A 21,690-nucleotide genomic window follows, 5' to 3' on the forward strand; every position below is an offset into this window, starting at 1 on the left:
CACCTGCGGAAATGCGGGTTCTACAGGGGGCATCCCAGCACCATCCCAGCACGGGTGTTCCATCCCAGCACTCTGCAGTTCAGATACCCACTCCCGTGAAGCGCACCGACTCGTCCAGCACAGCGGCCGCAGATTCGAGGTCGGCGAGTCTGGTCGACAGCGTGGCCTCAGCCAGTCGCGGCGGGAGAGCATCGCCGAATTTGAGACCCTTCACGGCCTTCTCGTCGATGTCGGGCAGAGCCAGACGATCCGTAACGGCCTTTCTCGCCAGCCTCCAATCCGCCGGAGTGAGATCGTCGCGTAGACGCACCCAGTGATCGTTGAGACGCTGCCCTGGCACCGCGACGCCATCGAAGGTGGCTGCCAGAGCGGCATTCGCCCGATGACCGGCCCACGTCCACCATCGCAGTTGGCCTGACCTGTCGCGTTCTCGCACGATCAGAGTGCCTCCTGGGTGCACTCGCTTCATGAAGTACTCCCGGGCTTCGCCCAGGCACCCCTGTGCTCTCCGGGTCAGATTCACCGGCGGGTCGGCGCCGAGGAGCACTTCACGCACCGCGCGGACAAGCCGAAAGGACGCACCCTGGCCGAATCCGGCACCGCTCCACTTGGCTTTGCCACCTTCTTCGACCGGTTCGACGAAGCACCGCTTCCGGTTCCAGTCGATGTAGGTGACCTGCCAGTTCCGGCCGGCGAGCAGAAGTCGGCGGGGACCGGTGATGTGCTCGGTCAGCAGACTGGGGTCTGTACGGCCGATCTCGGTCCGGCCCTGCAGGACGGTGAACTGCGGCGGTGCGGTGAAGACCGCGGTGAGATTCATAAAGTGCCGGTGGCCGAATCGACGTTCGGCTTCCGGACCGATGAAGAGCAACCCTTCGTCCTGATCGAGGTATCCCTCTGTCACCAGGTGTTTGACGATCGGCTGCGCGGACGAGCCGAACGGCCCGAGGCCGTTCCACCCTTCATGCCACAGATTGCTTCCGACGCCACCCTCCTGAAGGCAGAGGGCGAGCACCTGTTGAGCCACGATGTGCCGCGGCTCGGGAGGTGCGACCACCGGCTCGACCCAGCCTCTCGACCACTGGAGCAGGAGCCCTACCGCACTCAACAGACCCGCACGGTCGAGAGCGAGGAAGAGACAGTTCCGTGAGGTCCCGGGGCGGCGTCCGGTACGGCCGATCCGCTGGAGGAAGGACGCGACCGATGCCGGTGCATCGATCTGGACAACTCGGTCCAAGTCGCCGACGTCGATGCCGAGTTCGAGCGTGCTGGTCGACACGATCACACAGTCTCGCGCTTCAGCGAAAGCCGCCTCCGCTCGCCTGCGCTCGTCGAGCGAGAGCGACGCGTGAGAGAGGAACGTGTTGACCCCACGGGCCCGTAGCGCTGATCCCAGCTCTTCGACCAGTCGCCGTGACTCGCAGAAGACCAGGCGTTTCTCACCGCGGTGCAAGGTGCTGATGACAGTTGCCGCGTTTTCGAGCGATCCCACGTAGTCGAGCTGAATGTCCCCAGGCGGTACCGAGGCAGAGAGCGCACCACTCACTGCATCCCGCGTCGCGTCCAAGTGAGGGGCGACGACTTGTGCAGGACGTGAGCCCGCTCCCGATCCCTGGAGCCACGTGAGAAGTTCGTCAGGGTTACCGACCGTCGCCGAAAGTCCGACACGTTGAAGTGGACGACCCACCACCCGTTGCAGTCGCTCCAGTACAGCCAGCAGATGCCAACCCCGGTCGTCGCCTGCGAAGGCATGCACCTCGTCGACGACCACCGCCCTGAGCCCTGAGAAGAACGACGCATGATCGACGTTGACGCTCACCAGCATCGCTTCCAGCGACTCGGGGGTGGTGAGCAGGACGTCCGGCCGGTCCGCCAGGATGCGCTTGCGGGTACCGGAGGCGGTGTCACCGTGCCAGAGTGCGGCGCTGCGTCCGAGCCAGGAGGCGTACGTCCCGACTCTGGGCAGCAGGTTGTTCAGCAGCGCCTTGAGGGGGCAGAGGTACAGCACCGAGGTGCCGGACCACCGAGCACGATGCATGCGCGACAGGAGTGGAAAGCACGCTGCTTCCGTTTTCCCGCCGGCGGTCGGGGCGAGGAGGAGGGCGTCCTTGCCTCCGGACAGCGGCACGACCGCCGCTTCCTGGAGGGGCCGCAGTCCCTTCCAGCCAAGGGTGTTCACGATGTGGTGGACGAGCGCGGGTTCCAGCTCGTCGACCGCGCTCATGGCAATTCCAGCGCGATGTCGTCGGCATCTCCTGACGCGGCATTTCTCTCGATTACGGTCAGTTCGGTCTCCGCGATCGTGAGTGCATAGTGCTCGCGCGGGTCGAAGTCCTCGAACTCGTCGACCCTGTCGAGGACATCGGCAACAAGCTTGCGAAGAAAGACGCGTGGTGCGACGCCGACTTTCCCGCCGAGTCCACCGGTGACAGCGGTAGCCAGCTCGTCAACGTAACGGTCGTCGACGCGTGCGGCCACGCGGCCCGGATGAGCGGCCGCTCCTTGATAGAGGTCGCGGACGTTCCGGCCGAGTTCTCCGAGCCGGGCAAGATCAAAGCCCGGCAACCGGAGTTGCACTGCGCGCGGCGAGTCGAAACGCGGATCGGTGGTGAAGTCAGTGGCCAGGCGCTGGGCCAGTGGAGGCAGCCGTTGCGCGCCCTGCTGCCCGTCGTAGAAGGCTGGGGTACCCGTGATGACGAGGAAGAGCCCGGGAAACCTGCCCGCGTCGATCTCGTCGAGGAGTTGCCGTAGTGCGTTGAGACCCTTCTCCCGGACATCGCCACGAACCCGCTGCAGTGTCTCGATCTCGTCGAGTACGAGGAGAAGGCCGGGATGGCCGCAGTCCCGCAACACGGTGAGCAGGCCCTGGAGAAAGCCCAGGGCCGCGAAATGGTCGAGGTCTCCGCGCACTCCCGCCGAACGGCGGGCCGACGCCGCGACGGACTTCTGTCCGCCGAGCCATGCGATCAGCGCTTCCGCAGTGGCCGCGTCCCCCTCCGCGACCGCCGCACGGTAGCCGCGCAGGGCCGCGGCGAAAGCAGGAGTGGTGCGTGCGACATCGGCGAGCCGTCGCTCCATCAGCGCCGTCACGGCCTCGGAGAGCGCCGCCTCGTCCTCCTCGTCGAGGTCCCCGCCGTCGAGGACTTCCTCCTCCAGCGTGTAGAACCAGGAATCAATCACCGCTCGGAGTGCACTGGGTTGGTGCGTGGCCGTCGCCAGGCGCTCGGTGAGCCTTCGGTAGACGGTCTCCAGGCGGTGCAGGGGCGTTTCCGTTTCGGAGATCTGTACTTCCGCGGTGGCCAGGCCGGCGCGCTTGGCGCGCTCGGTCAGCCAGCGTGCGAAGAACGTCTTGCCTGACCCGTAGTCGCCACGGATCGCGTGGAAGGCAGCACCACCGCGGGTCACCGCGGCCAGGTCCTCGTCGAGGGCACTTTCGAACCGGCCGAGTCCCACGGCGAAAAGGTCGAGGCCGGCCTGCGGTACGGTGCCGCGTCGTAGCGCGTCGATGACCTCGCGCCGTCTGGCCACGCTCACCAGGGCGGACTGCGACATCTCGTTACTCCTTCTTCGGCTTCGGTTGCGGCAGGAACTGCTCGCGAAGCAGCGGGACATCGAGTTTCACCGCATGCCCAGCGTCGACGAACCCGAGGACGGGATAGCCCTCGACATTCAGCAGTCGCTGGACCGTCGCGACGAATCCCTCGATGTTGCGCCGGACGCGTCCGGTCGCCGAGACGGCCGCGGCGAGTGCTGCCGGGGACATGGTGCCGCCCGCGGCGACGAGAGCGTCGATGACCGCGGCGACGACCTTCGCTTCCGGCGCTTTGCGGACGTACTCCTTCTGCGCCGCATAGACCTCGCTCGCCACCACCTCGCTGCCCAGACCGACGGGGGCTCGGGGCGGCACGGAAGAACTCTTGCGGGCCTCGGTGCCTGCTGTGTCCTGGCGCGGCGCCGACTGCGTTGCGGCTCCCGCGCTCCCGGCAGCGGACATTGCTGCCCTTGTGGACTCGTCAGCCGGCAGGGGCTCGGTCCACCACGAGGGGGTCGACTGCTCCCGCGGGAGCCCGACCCAGCCCTTGGGCGTCTGTTCGGCCACTGCGATCAGAGTGAGTACCGGCACCGTCACCTCCGCGAGAGACGCGCCTCCGTGGTAGCCGGCCTTACGTGCGGTGTACCGGATGTCCTCACGCCACGGCGCGACGATGCTCCCGCCGCCTTCGAGGATCCGTTCTCCCCGGATCTCGATCTCGCCCTCGCCGGCCGGCCCGCCGGTGCGCCAGCGGGGCGAGGCTGCTGCGGCCGTGTCCGCCTCCGCGCTCCGACTGCGGCTGCCGCGTTCCAGGACGTGTCCGTGGTCGGCGACCAGCACGACCGGTCGTCCGTAGCTCCTGGCTGCCGAGAGCAGGTCCCGCAGATGGGTGATGTCGTCGAGGCCCCAGGTCGTGCCGCGCCCCTGTTGTCCCTTTTCGAGCGCGTCGTCGATGGTGTTCAGGACGACGCCGACAACTGCCTCGGAGGCGAGTGCACCCATGAGCTCGTGGGAAAGGGCATGGCCCGTCTCGCCACCGATATCCGCTTTGTGGAAAAGAGCGGCTTCCTTGCGGTGGCGTTTCCAGAAGGCGCTGAAGCCTGCGGTCTCCACGGACTGTCCGCCGCGGACTGGTTTCGCGGCGAGCAGCGAAGCACGGCTCGTTCGGGTGACGGAGGGCAGCATGGACACCGCGGCCGTGCGGACTGCAGGCTGTCCGTCGACCGGTCCCGGCACCACTTCCCGCCAGCCTTCGCGTTCGGCCTCCTCACCGAGCTGTATGGCGACCGCGCAGCTCATCCCGTCGAGTACGACGACCAGGGGAGCTCCCGCACCGGCCAGTGGACGTACAGCCGTCTCCAGTACGTTCTCGATCACAAGGGCGTCGTTCGGCTGGTGTGCGTCGGCGTGTGCGGACCAGGCCGCGAGACGGCGGGCGAACTGCTCGTCGAGGACTTCTCTGCGCGCTCGGCCTCTCTCGTAAAGGCCCTGCAGTTCGCGGCCCGTGGTCAGGTCACCGCCCGGGTCCCCCGCCCACAGGAGGGTGAGCGCGCGGTCGGCCCACCCCCAGTCGGTGATCTGCGAGCGGATGCCGCTCGCCACCGTGGGCACGGCCGGTTCGGGCTGTTCGAGCCAGCGGGCGATGCGCACTGCCATCTCGGCGACCTGCACCCGGTCCGGGTAGAGGGCTGCGAGGCCGTGTCCTGCCAGGTCCGCGAGCGCGGCGTCTCCTGCCGTGGAGGAACGGCGTGCTTCGGCGACCGTCCGGCCGAGTTGCGCGGCGAATCCTGTGGGGAGGAACCGGCTCTTGGTGAGGGGCTCGGCGAGACCTGCTGTTTCGGCCAGCTCGTCGGCACGGTCCAGCACGGCGAAGACCTGGCGCCGGGCACGCGGGCTGGTTCTGGCTTGGGCAATCCAGCGGGTCAGGGCCCCTTCCACCGCGTCGGTGAAGGCGCTGAGGGCGGCCCGGCGGGGCATGACCTGGCCGAAGAGGCCGCCGATCGTGAGGGCGGTGTCGGGAGCCACCGCCGGGTCCCTCAGGACCGCTGCGAGGACGCCGAGTGACATGGCGTCATGGCCGAGTCCGGCTTCCGCGAGGGAGAGAAGTACCGGTGCCGCGGGGCCCGCGGTGTCTCCGAGCCACTTCTTCAGTTCGGTGCGTTCCGCGAGGGACAGTTCGGCGAAGCGGAGTGGGCCCGCCGGTGTACGCGACCAGGCCAGAAGGGTGTCGGTGTCGAGCGTGGGCGGTCCTGCCTGGGACCCGGTCGCGGAGCCGCCCTCACCGGAGCCGAGGCCGAGCCGCTGCACGGCCAAGGCCCGCAGCGCGGTGTCGAGGGTGAGCAGTCCTGCGACACGCGGCCAGCCGGCGTCGGACGGTTCGGCTTCCAAGAGGGCTTCCAGGAGCCACTCCATGTCGTACATGCGCACATCGAGGCCGGTGGCGCCGAATCGCTGGGTGACGATCTCCGCGTTCTCGACGGTGAGCGTACGGCGGAGAATGGCCTGCCCGCGCAGGTCCCAACCGAGCTGTTCGTCGTCGACCCCGGTGGTGACCACGAGGATGTCGCCCGGAGCAGCCGTGTTCCGGTGGTCGTGCCAGGCGGCCGTCACGCCGAGGACGGAGGATTCGTCGCGGACCTGCACGCGGCGGGGTTCGTTGTCGACGGCAGTGGTGAACCGGGCGGGCGCTCCTGGGAGGTAGCGGCCGTGGACCAGGACCAGGCTGCGTTCACGGAGGCTGTCCTGGTGGGCGGTCAGGAGCGCTTCGACGGTGCGGCGTCCGACCCGGGGCGCGGGAGGGGCCATCAGTCTCCGGTCCCTTCACTGTCGCCGCCCTCGGCTGCGACCGGCTTCCAGATGACCTGGACCCTGCGGTCGGGATGCGCGGCCAGGAACGTACGGATCTCGTCCTCGATGCGCGTGACCGTGGCGGCCAGAGTCGCTTCCAGCTGTGTGGGTTCGACCACGTGCACGGCGCGGGGAGCCTCGGTGCGGCCCGAGGGCGCGGTCCCGGGGCCTGTGCTGTCGGTGGGAGGTGCCGTGGCGGGAGGAGTGGGGACACGCGGGTTCCCGTGCTCGGTGAGGCTGACGTCCTGGGCGGTGGGCTCCGAAGTCACGGCCGGACCCACGGGCGTGACGGGCCCGGCTGCCTGCGCGATCCGGGCCACCTCGCGCATCAGCGCCTTCGTGCTGTCACGCAGTCCGTCCAGTACAGGAACGAGCGAGAACTCCTCCTCGTGCTCGTTGGCGGTCCGGGCGACCTGGTCGAGGAGCCGCCTTGCGCGTTCCCCGAGGCTGTCGCCCCGACCGGTGAGGGAGCAGACCGTGTCGAGGTCGTCCGTCCAGTCGGGCGAGCGCAGCGCGGCGAGTACCTCGGGGGCCTGTACGAGCGCCGCCCCGATCTCTCCGTCCGTGACGTCGTACGCAGCCGCCGCCAGCTCCCTCACCAGGGCGGCGGGGGTATCGGTGCGCAACAGTCGCGCGACGAGATCGGCCGCCGCCTTCATGGACCTGATACGCGGCGCGTCCGCACCCCCCGGTCCTGCCAGGCCGAGACGTGCCGCGTTGTCCTGCAGGAGGGAGCGGGCATCGCCGAGCGCTCGCTGGTTGTCCTCGGCGACCTTGCGGACCTTCTCCGCGAGACTCGCGACGTTCCGGGCGAACAACACCCGCGAGACGGTCTCGCCGAAGATCTTCCCCGCGCGGCCAAGGGCCGTGCTGAACTCCTCTTCGGTGGGGAGTTCCACCGCCCGGAGTCCGTACCCTTGCCCGATTCGTTCGAGGTCGGGAGCCTCGGTCAGTGGCGAGGTCTGGTAGACCCAGGTGCGGTCGTCGAGCAGGGCATAGGTCGCGATGATCAGGTTGCTGACGTTGCGGTCCAGGCCGGTGTAGCCCAGCTCCTCGATCCAGGTGCGAATGTCCTCCACCGACAGGTCGGGACCGACGTCCGGATGGTCCGCGGCCTTCTTGTTGATCCGCAGCCGCCAGTCGTTCGTAACGTTCAGCGGCCCGTCGTGTACCTCGCCGAGCCCGAGGGCGTGGACGATTTTCCGTACGGTGGCCAGCTGATGCCCGTCGACGACGACACGGCGACTGCCGTCGGCCATGGCCCGGTTGATCCACGTCAGCGTGGTCTTCAGCTCGGCTTTGGTGATGGCCTTGCGGGTGAGGCGGGGGTCGAAGTCCGGGTGCTTGGGGTGCCGCGCCGCGAGGATGTCGTCCGCGATGAAGTACAGGTTCTCCTCGAAGCCGACCGCTGCCTCGGGGTTGGTTCGGGTGAAACCGGGCTGGAGGGTGAGCAGGTGCTTCCCCTCGGGCACCTCGGCGCCGGTGGTGCCCGGCTCGGCCCGGGCGATGCCGTACACCTGCTGGAGCGCCTCGATGAGCTGGCCGGTGAGGTTGTCACTGGACGCCTTGAGCTGGTTACGGATCTGAGCGCGCTCCTCGGCGGGACGCGTGGCGGTGTGCTCTTCGAGCCGGTCCCGCTCGAGCAGATAATTGATCTTCAGCAGACGTCCGAGGTTGCGGCTCTTCTGCTCGGAGAGGAAGTCGGACAGCCAGACGACGGTGGGGTGGGTCTTCCCGGCGCGCTTCATCCGGTCGACCCGCTGTACGTCGTCCATCGGCGAGTGGTCGCCGTCGTCGAAGGGGTAGTCGATGACAATTCTCAGGTCGCTGCCCAGCTGCGGCCTGAACTGCTCGTCAGGCAGATGGGGATCGCGGACGTTACCGAAGACGAACTCGACGGTGCGCTTCGTCCCGCGCCACACGACCTCCCGTACACAGACGAACGCCTGGGTGTCGGGGATCTTGAGGGCGGCCCACAGCTGGTCCTTGATCCACTGTCGCCGGTAGCCGGTCTGGTCGGCGACGCCCTGCACCTCTTCGAGGAGCGGCTCGACGTCCAGGTCGGACAGGTGCAGATGAAACACCGGGTCGGTGCTGTCGCCCTCGCTGCGCAGTTCCCCGTCGAACCCCTCGGACTGCAGTTCCTGCAGCCGTTTGACCGCTACCGAGCCCGCATCGCCGACCCGGGTTCGGATCGTGCCGTGATTCAGGGCCGCGAGCTTCCCACCGGTGAGCCGGGACAGCGCGGGCACGTGCGGGGCGAGGGCAGCGAGCAGCAGTGTCTTGACGAGCCGGTCGTCGGTCTGGAACCGCTTGTCGTCGGCCGAGCCGTACTTCGTCAGAAGGTGCTCGCGCACCCGCTCGTGGAAGCGCCGGGCGGTCTCCGCCTCCGCCTTCAGCTTGGCCGTGAACGCCTCACCAGTGCGCTGCGCGATGACGTCCCACAGATCCCCTATCGGGATGAGCTCGCCGAGCTTGAGGTCGTCGAGGCGACGCCCGAGGAGTTCCTGTACGAGCTTGAGGCCGGTCCGCTCGCGCTGCAGCGCCCCCGACAGGTCGACCAGGACGTTGAGCAGAGCGGGAGACAAGGGATAGAGCGTACGGAAGTCGTCCCAGTTCGCCTCGGTGCGGCCCTGCGCGTCGAGCAGGACCTGCCGCACCTCGTCCCTGGAGGACTCGACGAGCCGGAACGCATCGTCGCGCGCCTGCTCCATACCGGGCCGCGGAGCGAGGACCCGGTGCTTGATGATCTCGACGAGGTTGCTGTCCTCCAGCTCGACGACGTCGATCCGCCCCGCGAGATAGTCGATCTGCTGCTCGAGGTTCTGCACCTCGGCGCCCGCGACATCCGCACCGATCAGCTGCGACAGGTCTCGCTGGCGGGAGATGAACGACACGATCGGCACCGGCCGGTCCCCGTCGCCGGACTCGATCAGCTTGACCAGCCGCTGCACCTGGTCCCGGACGAAGTCCTGCTCACCCATGTGCGCCTGGAGCCAGAGGATCAGCTCGTCGAGGAACAACACGACGCCGTCGTAGCCGCGGTCCTTGGCGTGCCGGGAGATGACCTTCAGGCCATTCTCCAGCGGAATGAAGGAGTCCTTGTCACCGCGGGCTGCCTGGGCGTACGCCGCCATGGGGCCGCTGACCAGCGCGGACACCAGTCGGTCACGTTCCGGGTCGCCGGCCTTCGCCGCGAATGCTTCGTCCAGTTCGGCGGTGGTCCACTCAAGCGGTCCGGCGACGTCGCCCGTACCCGCGTCGAGGACGGGCACATCGTCATCGTCGTCGTCCGTCGCGGCAGCCCGGGCAGTCGGCGCTCCGGCTCCGAGCCACTGCCGGAACTTGTCGTCGTCAGCGAGGAAGTCACGCTGCCGCTGCGCATCGGCGAGCAGTGCGTCGGCCCGGTAGACGGCGGGGGTCGGTGCTTCGGGGTGGAGCTGCCGCACAGTGTGCACGTATCCGCCGAGCAGCGCGGAGTCCAGGTCCGCGGAGCCGACCAGGTGGTAGGGCACCATCAGGAAGCGGCTGTTCGGCAGCCAGTCCTGGTGCTCGGCCATCACCTCGGCGAGGCCCCGCTTGTCCCGGGCCGCCGGATGGTTGTTGAGCGCCGCGTGCAGCACGGTCAGGAAGTGGCTCTTACCGGCACCGAACGAGCCGTGCAGATAGGCAGCGTGCGAGTCGCCCGTGCGCACGGCGTCGGCGACCAGACCGAGTGCCTTGCGGAACTGCTTCTGCAGCTGTTCGGTGACGACGTACTCGGCCACCCGTTCGTCGGTCTCATTGAAGCCTTGCGAGAGATCGACCTTGAAATTTCCGGCGTGAACGTCTTCCTTGATGGCAATGACGTCACGCAGGACGAGCTCTCTGGTCGACATCAGGCGATCATTCCCTCACTCGGCTGGACCCTGGCGGCACCGGTGACGCGCTGCGGCTGCGCGCCCCTTGCCAATCTTGCCAGGCCATACGTGTGCGGAACCGGCCCTTCGCACCCTTCGCACACCGGCCGATCACTTTGCGCAACCTCTCGCGCCCCGCCGGCCTCTCCACCTCACTCAGCGTGGCGCCCGATGACCGGGCAGGCACACCGGCCATGGCCGAGTCACGCCCTACCTCGCAGTCCAGGTTGCTGCTCCCCTGGAGAGAGGGCTGTCGGCGCCCTACGGGGGGGGAGGACGGATGGGCACGTCATCACGGTGGCCGGGGCCGAGAGGAAATCCCGGTACTCCGGCCGGCGAGTGGAGCCGTATCGGCAGGCGTCTGTCCTCGTGGCGCTCCGGCCGTCCGGAGGACCTGGACGAGATCGCCGGGGATTGCCTGGGGGTCCTGCATCGGACGATGCGAGCCGACCCTGCCGCATTCGGCCTACGAGACGCCGCCCGCGCGGGAGGTGAACGGCTGACGGCGGTCATGGACGATCTCGCGGCGGGTCAGGGCACGACAGCGAACGCACTTCCTGATCCGGGCGGACAAGACGCCCGTACGGATTTCGTGGCCCGGCTCGTCCGGGCCGTGGGCGGCGAGGGCGGCACGGTCGCCGACGCGGCCGTACGGCGGGCGGCAGCGGCGACCGCCGACCGGATGGCCACACAGCATCCGGAGGTGCTCGCCGCGAACGGCAAGGGCTGGTCCGGCGACCTGCTCTGCCTGATCTACCAGTGGTTCTTCGCGGACGTCGTGGCCGAGTTCCTGCGCGGCGTCATCGCCGAGAAGATCAAACTCGTGGTCCCAGTCCTGCCGGTGGCCGATCCTGAGGACCACGTCGCGGACTGGGTCGCCGAACAGGTGCTGCATCTGGTGCCGAACCCGTGCGAGGAGGCCGAACATCTCAAGGACGCGGTGGAGCAGGCCGAGGACGCGGTCACCGCTTTCGAGGATCCAACAGTCGGCACACTCGCGCAGGTCGCGCGAGGTCTGGTCCCGAGGGCGGTCGGCACGGTGCTCGGACTGCTCACCCCGCCCGAATCCACTGCAGAGCACGAGTCGGGCGCCGAACCGAGCGAGGGGAGCCCCGCCGCATGACGGGCACACCGGCCTTCCACTTCTGGCTCTCCCATCCTGGCGCCCAAGCACCAGGCAGTGGCTGGCAGCCGCTGAGCGACGCCCTGTACTGGGAGTCCCCCACCCGCGCGCCCGACCGCCGCCAGCTCCTCGCAGCCGCCCCGGACTGGGCGGACGACCTCCAGCGGGTGGCCCGTGCCGTCTTCGCCGCGGACCGCTGCACCTCGCGGGAGCAGACCTTCGACCGCTGGACCCGGCACATCCGCCTCTCCGTCCCGGTCACCGCGCCGGACGCGTGGACTCGCGCCCTCCCGCACCTCATCGCACTGCTCGCGACAGTGACGGGCGACCGCTGGGAGGTCGAGTTCCGCCCGTACGACGCTGACGCACGGCCCCGGTCCCGCCCACTGCCCTTCGCCCCTGACGAGTACGCGCGCGAGGTGGCTCTGTTCTCCGGCGGCCTCGACTCCCTCGGCTGGGCGGCCCAACGCGCCACGGTGCGCAGCCCGCACGCGCTGCTTCTGGTCATGTTCGAGGAGCGGAACTTCGAGTCTGTCCAGGACACCGTGTACGAAGCGGTGCTCCGGCGCAGCGAGCGCGACCTGCGACGCCTGGAGCAGAGTCAGACGATCCGCAGGCCAAGGGATGCCACCTTCACGCTTGAACGCTCCACACGGTCCCGCGGCCTGTTGTACGCCGCCACGGCCGTACACGCGGCCGCGGCCGAGCGCGTCCCTGTCGTACACATCCCGGAGAACGGCCAACTCGCTCTCAACCCGCCCCACTCAGCGGCCCGTTGGGGCGCGTGCTCCACCCGCTCGGTGCATCCGTGGACGCTGCACCACCTCAACCGGGTCATCGAGCTGATCACGGACCGGCCGGAGCAGGGGGTCCGGGTCGTCAATCCGTTCGCGGCGCTCACCGAAGGTGAGGTGTGCGAAGCTGCCCGGGACGCCGGGATGCCCCGGGAGATCCTGGAGGCCACGCTGAGCTGCGGCACGTCTCCCATGCGGCAGCTCGGGCGGTCGCGGTTGCCGCGCCTGCCGCACTGCGGCCTCTGCTTCCCCTGCCTGGTCCGCCGCTCGGGCCTGCTGCACGCATACGGCGAGGACCGCACTCCCTACGCGGCCGACCCCTGGGGCCCGTCCTTGGACGCGGACCTCGCCCAGCACTGGCGGGCACTCACGCGCTGGCTGGACACACAGTGCACAGTGCTCGACCTGGTCGCCGATGTCCCGCTGCCCCCCGAGGCCCGCACCCCGGACCTCCTGGACGTCGTGGAGCGCGGCCGGGAGGAACTGCGGGCACTGGTCGCGCAGGCGCCTGCGGTACGGCGATCCGCGTGAAGGACCTCGCGGATCACGACACGACGGGCTCGGTCTGGGCCCACACGGTCTTGCCGGGACCGGTGCGGTCGTCGACGCCCCAGCGGTGCGCGACAGCCTCGACGAGGGCGAGCCCCCGTCCACCGTCGGCTTCCGGGTCGGCCATGCCGACGCTCGACGGGTCAGGCCGACGCGGGTGAGTGTCGGACACCTCGATCCGCACGACGGTGGTCTTGTGCTCGTACAGCAGGCGCAGTTCGAAGTTCCGCCCCGGTACGCGTCCGTGGCGGGCGGCGTTGGCCGCGAGCTCGGCGACAATCAGGGCGACCGTGTCGTGGAGCGGGGCGCCGGGCGAGATGCCCCAGCCGCCGAGCTGCCTCGAAGCGAACCGGCGCGCGAGGCTGGCTCCGAGCCGAGTCGCGGGAAACGTATGGGTGAAGACACTGACGGTTACGGTCGGTTGGGCCTGCTGCGATGTCATGGCGCCAGCCTTCCGGCGCCGCACCGCAGGTGACAGGAACGCCACCGGTACAGATCCATCTGTATGGGTTCACGCACTGGACTGGGCGGGTAACTCCCCGTAACTCTTGATGAGTTGATCGACGCGCGGGAGGCGGGCTGCGATGACGGCGGACCACGACGGTGACACGGCGGCGGGCGGCGAACCCGAACTGTCCGACAGCCTGAGGACGTTCGGGGCAGTCCTGAAGGCCCTCCGGGAGGCGGACGGCCTCACCCAGGAGGAGTTCGCACTGCGTGTTCGCTACTCGGCGGCGTACGTCGCGAAGATCGAACAGGGCAAGCGGTTCCCACCGGAGAACCTGCCGGACCGCGCGGCGGAGGTCCTGGGGTCGGTTGCAGGGAAAGTGCTCGCGGCAGCGGCGAAGAGCCTACGGAGGAAGGCCGGTCTGGCGTCCTGGTTCCTGCAGTGGGCGGGGATCGAGGAGGAAGCGATCACGCTGTACGCGTATGAGTGCCGAGGGGTTCCGGGGTTGTTGCAGCCGGAGGGGTATATCCGGGCGGTATTCGAGCGCCAGCTTCCGCCGCTCACAGAGGAGCAGATCGGACGCCAGGTGGCAGCTCGGCTCGAACGGCAGCGGGTGCTGTCCGAGCGCCCTAACACCGCCTTCAGCTTCATCATCGAACAGTGCATTTTGGAACGGCACGTGGGCGGATCCGACGTGACGAAGGTCGCCGTCGACCACCTATTGGACCTCGGCCGCCGCACCAACGTCGAAATCCAGATCATGCCACTCAGGCAGGAGGACCACGCCGGCACCGACGGCCAGATGTACCTGGCCGAGAGCGCAGGCAACCAATGGTTCGGCTACGTCGAGGGCCATCGTTCGAGCGCTCTGATCACCGCTTCAAGCGAAGTCAGCATCCTCCTTCAGCGCTATGGCAAGCTGCGTTCCCAGGCCCTGGATTGCCGGGCTACGGTGAGCTTGCTGGAACAGATGCGAGGAGCGCTATGAGCACCACTGATGACCTGAGCTGGTTCAAGAGCAGCTACAGCGGCGGGGACGGCGACAACTGCATCGAGATCGCCGTCCGCCCGGACGCGGTCCATGTCCGCGACTCCAAGGACACCGGCCTCCGCCCCTTCACCGTGACGCCTGACGCATGGACGGCCTTCACCACGTACGCGTCCGGATCCTGACGCCCGAGGTGGGTGAGGCGGCAGCGCACCGCCGCCGCCTCACCCACCTCCCGTTCCCCTACTCCCCGCCCAACTCGACCTGCTCGACAGGCTTCTTCTTCGGCACGGCAGCCTTCCGCCCGCGCGGCTTCTTCACCGGCCGCCACGCCGCCAACTGCGCCTCGCCGACACCGTGCCTGCGCAGCAACGCTTCGTAGTCCGCCTCAAGCACCTCGGCCGGCACCTCGTCGTCCCACTCCGCGTCCGGCTCGCCATGCCACTGCTTCACCCACGGCATGACCTCGCGAAGCCCCGCGAGCAGCGGAACGATCCGCTCGGTGCTCCAGCCGTCCCGCTTGGTCCGCGCGTCGATCAACTGCGACAGCACCTGCGCCTGATCCTTGTGATCCCACCCGGCCCAGCCAAGCATCAGCGTTGGGTCCCCGTCCGGACTCGCACCGGGGTACGAGATGAACCGCTCCTTAGGCACGTCGAGCTTGCCGCGGTTCGCCCAGTACGAGAACTGGAGGAAGTCGGACGTCTTGTACTTGTTCGGCGGATCGATGTCCCTGCGCACGCCGTCCTTGTCCTCCTCCCGCTGCTCCGCCCATACCTGCTCCCACTGTGCACGGATGCGCAACCCTGAGTCCTTATACCGCAGGGCTGCGAGATACGGCACATGCTCATCGGCAATGACTTCGGAGAGCACCTGCGCCAGTGGGAGATCCGGCATGCCGAGATGGTCAGAGGCGTACAGAGCCGCAACCGAGACGAAGTCCGAATCCGAACTCACCCGGTCAGCAAGGTAATTGACCGTCATCGACCGCGGCTGCTTCATCCCGTCCCGCAGCTCGTACCAGAGCCCGCTGCTCTCACACCGGTCGAGCAACCAGGTCCGCAGCGCGGCTCGCTCCTTCTTCTCCCACGACTCGGCAGCCCACCGCCGCTTGCACTCAGGCCGCTCGATCAGACCAATGTCCTTGGTGCGCGAGGCGATGACGTCAAGCCGCGCCTGCACCACAGCCCTGTATTCGTCCGTCCAATGCACGGGGATGTCCACAATCGGGGTCGCGCCGTGACGGTCGAACCAGACGGTTGTCGTCTCTCGCTCGGCTACACGCCGAGCGAGCGCAATCTCAAAGGCCCGCTCGCCCAGGCCGACTTCGGGAACCTCGCAGGAGGCGGGTAGAGTCACCCGCTTCACTTCAGCCGGAGTCAGCAATCCGTAGAGGCCGTAGACGGTCCAATCGAGCTCTTCCTGAAGTGCGATCATCCGCCCCTTGGCGGCTTCGCTGTCCCGACGCGCCTGATCAAGGTTGGCGCGACGTGGAGTCTCGCGCCCAGCGACAGCATCCGGCTCGCTGTCCGCCAGCTCCCTCGCCGCAAGGTCGAGCGAACGTCCCAGTTCAAGCGGGAGAGTTCCCGGAAGAGGAAACCCTTGCAACTTGGTCCCGGTGAACTCGTAGAACCGCTCCCATTCGTCATGCATGAACCCGCCAGTCCCTGACTGGCTCCCCTTGTCATGGCTGACCTGCTTCAACCAGAAGCACGCCGTCGACGAATTGAGCACCCCCAACAACTCCAGGTGCGCATCCTCATCCGCACCCTGTGGCAGCTTGATGACTGGCGCAGACCTGTTGAACACCTTCCCTCCCCGGTCCAGCACAAAGTGATTGTGCGTCGACACAAACGCAAAGGCGATCGATAGCGGCGTGGCGTACGCAGACGCGGTGTACTGCATGTAGTCCCACCATTCGAGACCCGCATCTGCCATGTCACCTTGGAATGTTCTACGCGCTGCGAGCGTCGCCCGCCAAGGCCACAATTCTTCACCAAGGCGCCCCTCATTCACCGCCTTGGCATCTGGCCTCCAAATAGCTACGTCTGGCTCGGCACGCCAGTCCCGAACCACATCTCCAAGAAGCAGTGGCCGCAGTGCTCGCTTGTCCGCTCGGGGCTTGTACGTCTTCCGCAACGGCCGCATGTACGCCTCATCGGCACCCGCACGAATAGCGCGACCGATCGGCTTCGAAATCTTCTCCTCCAGCGGCATCGTGCCAACGGCCAGCCGGTCCAGCAGCGGACCGGCCCCTCCCCCACTCACCGACCACGGGTGACTCACGAAGCTCGCCGCAACCGCGTTCTCAACGGACACCCAGTCCGACTCACTCCCCGGTCGCCCCACCTGCTCCACAATCGCCCGCCACACGGCGCCTTCCGCCGCGATCGGTGGCTGCGCAGGCTCCCCTCGAACCCCCAACACCGCCCGAACCGTCCGCTCCGGGCTAGGAATCCGGTTCCGCCCCACCAGAATCACCGTAGGCGTGCCATGCCCCGGAATGTACGCCCCCGACGTATCGATCACATGCGACAATTCAGCCCGATTCCGGAAGAAGACCTCGATGAGCTTCTTGCCGAACTCACGCTTCATGAAGGAATTCGCCGTGATCTGCCCGACAAACCCACCCCCACCGAGCCGCCCGCCCGGCCCCCTGACCGCCAGCTCAAACAGCCGCGCCGCGAACGGCACGGACAGCGCATAGGTCCCCGCGCACACGTCCTTGTACGCCGCCCGGTAGTTCTCGTTCTCCTGCTTGTCCTTCACCGTGATGTACGGCGGATTCCCCACCACTACGTGATATGAGCCCCGCCCAAGCAGATCCGCCCGCTTCGCGTACTCCCACACGTCCTCGGTCGAGTACGCGTACGTCTCCCCGTCCTCACTCCCCACGGGCGCGTCCGAGAACAGCGTGTCCAACTCGATCTCGGTCTGAATGCCGGCCGCCCCCCGCCCGTGTAGCAGCGAGTCACCGACCGCCACATTGATCGGGAAGGGTCGCATCCGGTCGAGCCTGCTCACCCCCGCGGCCTTCATCGCGGCGACGAGCAGTCGGAAGCGCGCGATGCTCGCCGCGAACGGGTTCTTGTCGCAACCGTGGACGGATTCCAGCGAGCGCCGGATCAACGTCCAGTCGTCCGTACCCGGCTCCGCGATACGCCACTTGTCAAGGAGCCGGTGGAAGATGCCGAGCAGGAAGTGCCCCGACCCGCACGCCGGGTCGATGGTCCGCAGCCCGCGCAGCGGCTCACCCGTCGGGTCCAGAGGATCTTCCCGTGCCGCGTTGAGACCGAACTCCTCGATCGCCGGTTCCAGGGTCAGATCGAGGATGAACTCCTCGACGAACTCAGGGGTTTGGAGTAGTGCATACGTCTTACGGGCATGCTCGCTCAGGTCCTGGTACAGGTCGCCGAGGAAGCGAGTGTTCCACTCCGGGTCAAAGAAGTTGTAACGGATCTCGCCCGCCGCACCCCACCTGCGCCAGAAGGCGAGCAGCTTCGTCGCCGCGTCGTAGCTGGGGGTAATGCTCCACAACGGATTGTGGTTCTCGTCGAAGAGTCCGGCGGCGGCGGCGTTCGTCTTCGCAAGGTGACGGAAGGACTCGATCAGCCAGTCACGGTCGTTGAGATGCGGGTTCTCACGGAAGAAGTTGTCGTGGCGAGCCTCAGCCTCGGCGAGGCGCTCACCGGGGCCGGCGATGTAGGGCTCCTCGATCAGGCCGTTGTCCTCGCAGAAGCGGACGAAGACGCAGGCGAGGACCCAGGCGGCCGCGGCTTGCGTGACCCGCTCGTCACGCCAGGCAGCGTAGGGGGCCGCGATCCGCTTCGCCTCCTTGGCCTGCCGGTACTCCTCCTCAAGAGGTGCGCGGAAATCCTCGACCGTCTCGCTACGGACACGCAGGTCGTCCTCCAGGTCGAGGACCAGCCGCTTGAGGTCCTTGACCAGGGCCTCCTTGTCCAGCCTCGCCGTACCCGCCGTCTCCACCGTCACGTCCGCTTCCATCTCGTTCCTACTCACCGCAGCGCATCCTCTCCCGCCGCGCATCGGGCGGCCAGGCCCCTCAATCCTGCCAGCCTCGCTATCGAAGCTGCGGTTCCCGTGTGCGGAAAGCCCTCCCGCGCCCTCTACCCCCACCACTAAAGTGATCGTCGTGACGGCCACGCCCCCAACCTCGCCCCCGCCCGACTTCGCCAGAGCGAGCGTGCACCATTTCCGGTCGGCCGTCCTCGCGACCGGCGCGCGGTGGCAGATATCGGCGGATCACCTGGCCGGCCTTGCCGCAGAATGTGCCATCAAGGCCATCCTGATCAGTTTCCTGGGCTCCGAGCTCAAGCCGAACGGCATGCCGCACCACCCTGAGATGAAGTTCCCACACCCCACCCGGAGGCAGCGAAACTGGGACGGCCAGCACGGCCACCTTCCCGCGCTCTGGGAGCAGCTCACCGCCGTGGCCCACCGCCGCAACGACACCGCCGCAGGTCTCCTGTTCTCCCAGCTCCTCTGGGAGAACCCGTTCGCGGACTGGGACGTGGGCGACCGGTACTGCGACGGCACCATGCTCACCAAGGAGCACGTCGACCGGCACCTCAAGGCAGCCTACGACCTCATCGCCGCCCACGAGCAGGCCCGCATCCTAGGAACCGGCACCCTCGTATGACCACTCCTCCCCCGCCGTCCGTACGGTTCGACGCGGCCTGGAAGCAAGCGCTCGCCCATGCCGGTCAGGCAGCCCAGCGGTTCGGCATGAACGTCGTCGTCACCCGTGACCTTCTGGGGCGTGCATCGCTCCTCGTCGACGATCGGGCGAACCCGCTGGCGGCGGACGCCCCGGACGTAGTGTCCGCGAGGGACGGGTTTGCAGCCGCGACCCACCCCTTCACCGGCCTCGAACCCCTCGTGCTCGGCAGTCTCCTTTTCGCCCCCGATCTCTTCTTCGCCAGTGGAGACCGTACGGAGGTCAGCGCTTCCCACGGCAATGTCGGCAGCGTGCACGCCCTGGAACGCACCGTAATAGGGGCCGACTGGACAAGTGCGCCCCTCCCTGCCCGTACGCCGTTCGACGGCGACTGGGACCGCCGGGACCGCCGCGTCGCCATGTACGGGTTCAAGGGGGGTGTGGGCCGCTCGACGGCCACCGCGATGCTCGCCCGGTATCTGGCCGACCGAGGACGGTGCGTACTGGTGGTCGACCTCGACCTGGAGTCGCCCGGGGTGTCAAATCTCCTGGAGAGTCCGAGCGGCATCCCTCGTCACGGCATCGTGGACCACCTGGTCGAAGCGGCCGTCGGACATGCCGACGGGCTCGAACTGGTCGCTCGCGGCACTGCTCTGCCCGTCCGGGGCGAAAGCAACGGCGAGGTGTGGTTCGCCCCTGCCGGAGGCACACCCCGTGCAGGCGAACGCAGCGACTACCTCGCCAAACTGAACCGCATCTACAGCGACCTTGCCCCACTCACTCCCGGCGACGGTCCGCGTCCCTTCGCCACCCGGCTCGAACAGGCCATCAGCGCCTGCGAGGACCAGGTGGCAGAGCTCTCCCGGCGCCCCGACGTCGTCCTGCTCGACTGCCGGGCCGGCATGCACGACATCGCCGCCGTCACCCTGACCCACCTGAGCGGCCTGGCGCTGTTGTTCACCGTGGACAACCCTTCCACCTGGGAGGGGTACCGCATGCTGTTCGAGCAGTGGCGGCAACGGCAGGACCACGTCGGTGATCTGGTGGAACGCCTCAGAGTGGTCGCTGCCATGTTCAACTCCGCCGGAGACGTCAACCGTCTGCTCGCCCTGCAGGAGCGGGCGTACAACCTCTTCGCCGACACCCTCTACGAGCCGGACAGCACGTATATCTCGGCACCGGACGCGGAAGACGCACCGCACACCCCCATCCCGATCCTGTTCGGCAACGACCTGATCGGGCTCGACCCGCTGCGCAGCAGCGCCTGGCCCGAGCTGCCGATGGTCGAGGCCGTCTACCAGACCTTCACGACTACGGTGGAGCGACTGCTGCCCCCGCCGCACCCGGAGCCCTCATGACCCCCCTGACCGCCGACGAGTACCGCACCCTGATTGTCCGGGCCCTGGAAGACGCGGTCGACGCGAACACCACGGAACCGGACCTGCGGCGGTTGTTCACCCCGTCGAGCCATCGGCTCGCTCTCGCTCCCGACGTCACCGTGGTGAAGGGCGCACGCGGTACCGGCAAGACGTACTGGGCCAAGGCGCTGACCGATCCCCGGCTGCGGGAGATCGCCGCGGCTTCGTACCTGATGCCCAGATTGCGCCGGGTCAAGATCGCTACGGGATTCGCTGCGGACCGCAAGGCCGACGCCGCCTACCCGACCAAGCGAGTTATCGCCCGGTTGATGCGCGATGACGAGTTCGATGCGGTCGACTTCTGGTTCATGGTCGTTCTGATGGCGCTCAAGGTGCCCGAGATCGCAGCCATCAACGACTGGCCCGGCAGGATGAGCTGGGTACGGGAGAATCCCGAGGCGCTCGACGACGCTCTTCAGGAAGCGGACAGCGCGGCTCACAGCGACGGCGTGACGCAGGTCCTGCTCTTCGACGCCCTGGACCATCTGCACAAGGACAGGATGCAGGCGGACAAGCTCGTGTCGGGTCTGCTCGAGGTCGCGCTCGAACTGCGCCTCACTACATCTGCCCTGCGCGCGAAGGTCTTCATCCGCCCGGACATGTACGACAGCGCACCCAAGAAGTTCGCGGACGCGTCGAAACTCACCGCGAACACCGCCGAGCTCACCTGGCTCCGGGAGAACCTCTACGGGCTTTTCTTCCACCAGTTGGGGAACTACGACGGCCCCGGAGCCGCGGAGTTCCGGGCTGCCACCGGCGGCTGGCGCGATGAAGGCGACGGCCGGTTCATCGCGCCGACTGATGTCATCGCCGACCAGACACGGCAGGAAGCCGTGTTCGTCGACATCGCCGGACCATACATGGGCACCGACCGACGAAAGGGCCTCACCTACACCTGGGTGCCCAATCATCTCCAGGACGGTAATGAGGAGGTCAGCCCCCGTACGTGGTTGTACAGCCTGCGGGAAGCCGCTGTCGTCTCCGCCGAGCGATACGCGGGTTACGAGTACGCGCTCCATTACGACGCCATCAGAGCAAGCCTGCACGGGGCGGCCCGTATCCGCGTGGAGGAACTCACAGAGGACATCGCCTGGGCGGTTGCCGCAGTCGAGAAACTCGAGGGGGGCGAAGTACCGATGGAACCCTCGGTCGTCATCGCCCACTGGAATCAGGGCGGGCTCAGCGCCGCGCTGCAGGAACTGGCCCAGGAAAGCGGCCAGGACCCTCAGGAGGACGACGGCGGCAGCGGCCCACGCAAACCGGATGATCCCTTCGCTGTCCTCGAAGAACTCATCGACATCGGCGTCCTGACCCGGCGACTCACCACCGGGGCCATCGACCTGCCCGATGTGTACCGGCTGTACTTCAACATCGGGCGCAGGGGCGGGGTTTCCCGCAAGAAGTCCTGACCCCT

At 67.9% G+C, this 21,690-nt stretch carries 13 protein-coding genes; 7 read left to right on the forward strand and 6 right to left on the reverse strand.

The features are described from left to right. Nucleotides 1-79: 79 nt before the first annotated feature. Genes IAG42_RS12390 through IAG42_RS12405 form a run of 4 tightly spaced genes read right to left on the reverse strand, consistent with a single transcriptional unit; the run spans nt 80 to nt 10,257 of the window. The gene (locus IAG42_RS12390; RefSeq protein ID WP_188337080.1) at nt 80-2,224 is read right to left on the reverse strand and encodes a DEAD/DEAH box helicase; all 2,145 of its coding nucleotides are present in this window, start codon (nt 2,222-2,224) and stop codon (nt 80-82) included. Continuing rightward, nucleotides 2,221-3,552 carry a BREX system ATP-binding protein BrxD gene (gene brxD / locus IAG42_RS12395; RefSeq protein WP_188337081.1) on the reverse strand — a complete coding sequence of 444 codons (1,332 nt, stop codon included), beginning with the start codon at nt 3,550-3,552 and terminating at the stop codon, nt 2,221-2,223. The genes IAG42_RS12390 and brxD overlap by 4 nt, the downstream gene beginning before the upstream one ends. Nucleotides 3,553-3,556: 4 nt before the next feature. Next, on the reverse strand, nt 3,557-6,337 hold the full coding sequence (gene pglZ, locus IAG42_RS12400) for a BREX-2 system phosphatase PglZ (protein WP_188337082.1): 2,781 nt from the start codon (nt 6,335-6,337) through the stop codon (nt 3,557-3,559). Further along, nucleotides 6,337-10,257: a PglY protein gene (locus tag IAG42_RS12405; protein ID WP_188337083.1), complete on the reverse strand. Its 3,921-nt coding sequence runs from the start codon at nt 10,255-10,257 to the stop codon at nt 6,337-6,339. Before IAG42_RS12405 ends, pglZ begins: the two co-directional genes overlap by 1 nt. 613 nt (nt 10,258-10,870) lie before the next feature. Between IAG42_RS12405 and IAG42_RS12410 the strand changes: the two genes are divergently transcribed. Together IAG42_RS12410 and IAG42_RS12415 are read left to right on the forward strand one after the other, a co-directional pair. Further along, nucleotides 10,871-11,401: a hypothetical protein gene (locus tag IAG42_RS12410; protein WP_188337084.1), complete on the forward strand. Its 531-nt coding sequence runs from the start codon at nt 10,871-10,873 to the stop codon at nt 11,399-11,401. Continuing rightward, a complete protein-coding gene (locus tag IAG42_RS12415; RefSeq protein ID WP_188337085.1) occupies nt 11,398-12,726 on the forward strand; it encodes an adenine nucleotide alpha hydrolase family protein in 1,329 nt (442 codons plus the stop codon). The genes IAG42_RS12410 and IAG42_RS12415 overlap by 4 nt, the downstream gene beginning before the upstream one ends. Before the next feature lie 13 nt (nt 12,727-12,739). Here IAG42_RS12415 and IAG42_RS12420 read toward each other — a convergent pair whose 3' ends face one another. After that, nucleotides 12,740-13,186, reverse strand: a complete 447-nt coding sequence (locus IAG42_RS12420; protein WP_188337086.1) for an ATP-binding protein — start codon at nt 13,184-13,186, stop codon at nt 12,740-12,742. 142 nt (nt 13,187-13,328) lie between these two features. Here IAG42_RS12420 and IAG42_RS12425 point away from each other — a divergent pair, with 142 nt between their 5' ends. Further along, on the forward strand, nt 13,329-14,180 hold the full coding sequence (locus tag IAG42_RS12425; protein ID WP_188337087.1) for a helix-turn-helix domain-containing protein: 852 nt from the start codon (nt 13,329-13,331) through the stop codon (nt 14,178-14,180). Next, nucleotides 14,177-14,365: a DUF397 domain-containing protein gene (locus IAG42_RS12430; protein ID WP_188337088.1), complete on the forward strand. Its 189-nt coding sequence runs from the start codon at nt 14,177-14,179 to the stop codon at nt 14,363-14,365. The genes IAG42_RS12425 and IAG42_RS12430 overlap by 4 nt, the downstream gene beginning before the upstream one ends. A 58-nt stretch (nt 14,366-14,423) precedes the next feature. Here the strand turns inward: IAG42_RS12430 and pglX are convergent, their stop codons facing one another. Continuing rightward, nucleotides 14,424-18,200 carry a BREX-2 system adenine-specific DNA-methyltransferase PglX gene (gene pglX / locus IAG42_RS12435; protein ID WP_317453312.1) on the reverse strand — a complete coding sequence of 1,259 codons (3,777 nt, stop codon included), beginning with the start codon at nt 18,198-18,200 and terminating at the stop codon, nt 14,424-14,426. 133 nt (nt 18,201-18,333) lie between these two features. On the opposite strand from pglX, the gene IAG42_RS12440 reads away from it, so the two are divergent. The 3 genes from IAG42_RS12440 to IAG42_RS12450 are packed head-to-tail and all read left to right on the forward strand — an operon-like array spanning nt 18,334 to nt 21,685. Beyond that, complete coding sequence (locus IAG42_RS12440) at nt 18,334-18,840, forward strand: hypothetical protein (RefSeq protein WP_188337089.1); 507 nt, start codon at nt 18,334-18,336, stop codon at nt 18,838-18,840. Continuing rightward, nucleotides 18,837-20,216, forward strand: a complete 1,380-nt coding sequence (locus tag IAG42_RS12445; RefSeq protein WP_188337090.1) for a ParA family protein — start codon at nt 18,837-18,839, stop codon at nt 20,214-20,216. The genes IAG42_RS12440 and IAG42_RS12445 overlap by 4 nt, the downstream gene beginning before the upstream one ends. Beyond that, nucleotides 20,213-21,685 (forward strand): AAA family ATPase, encoded by a 1,473-nt coding sequence (locus IAG42_RS12450; protein WP_188337091.1) that lies wholly within the window; start codon nt 20,213-20,215, stop codon nt 21,683-21,685. Before IAG42_RS12445 ends, IAG42_RS12450 begins: the two co-directional genes overlap by 4 nt. The last annotated feature ends 5 nt before the right edge of the window (nt 21,686-21,690 follow it).

Origin of the sequence: Streptomyces xanthii (assembly GCF_014621695.1) — a bacterium.
GTDB classification, from domain to species: domain Bacteria; phylum Actinomycetota; class Actinomycetes; order Streptomycetales; family Streptomycetaceae; genus Streptomyces; species Streptomyces xanthii.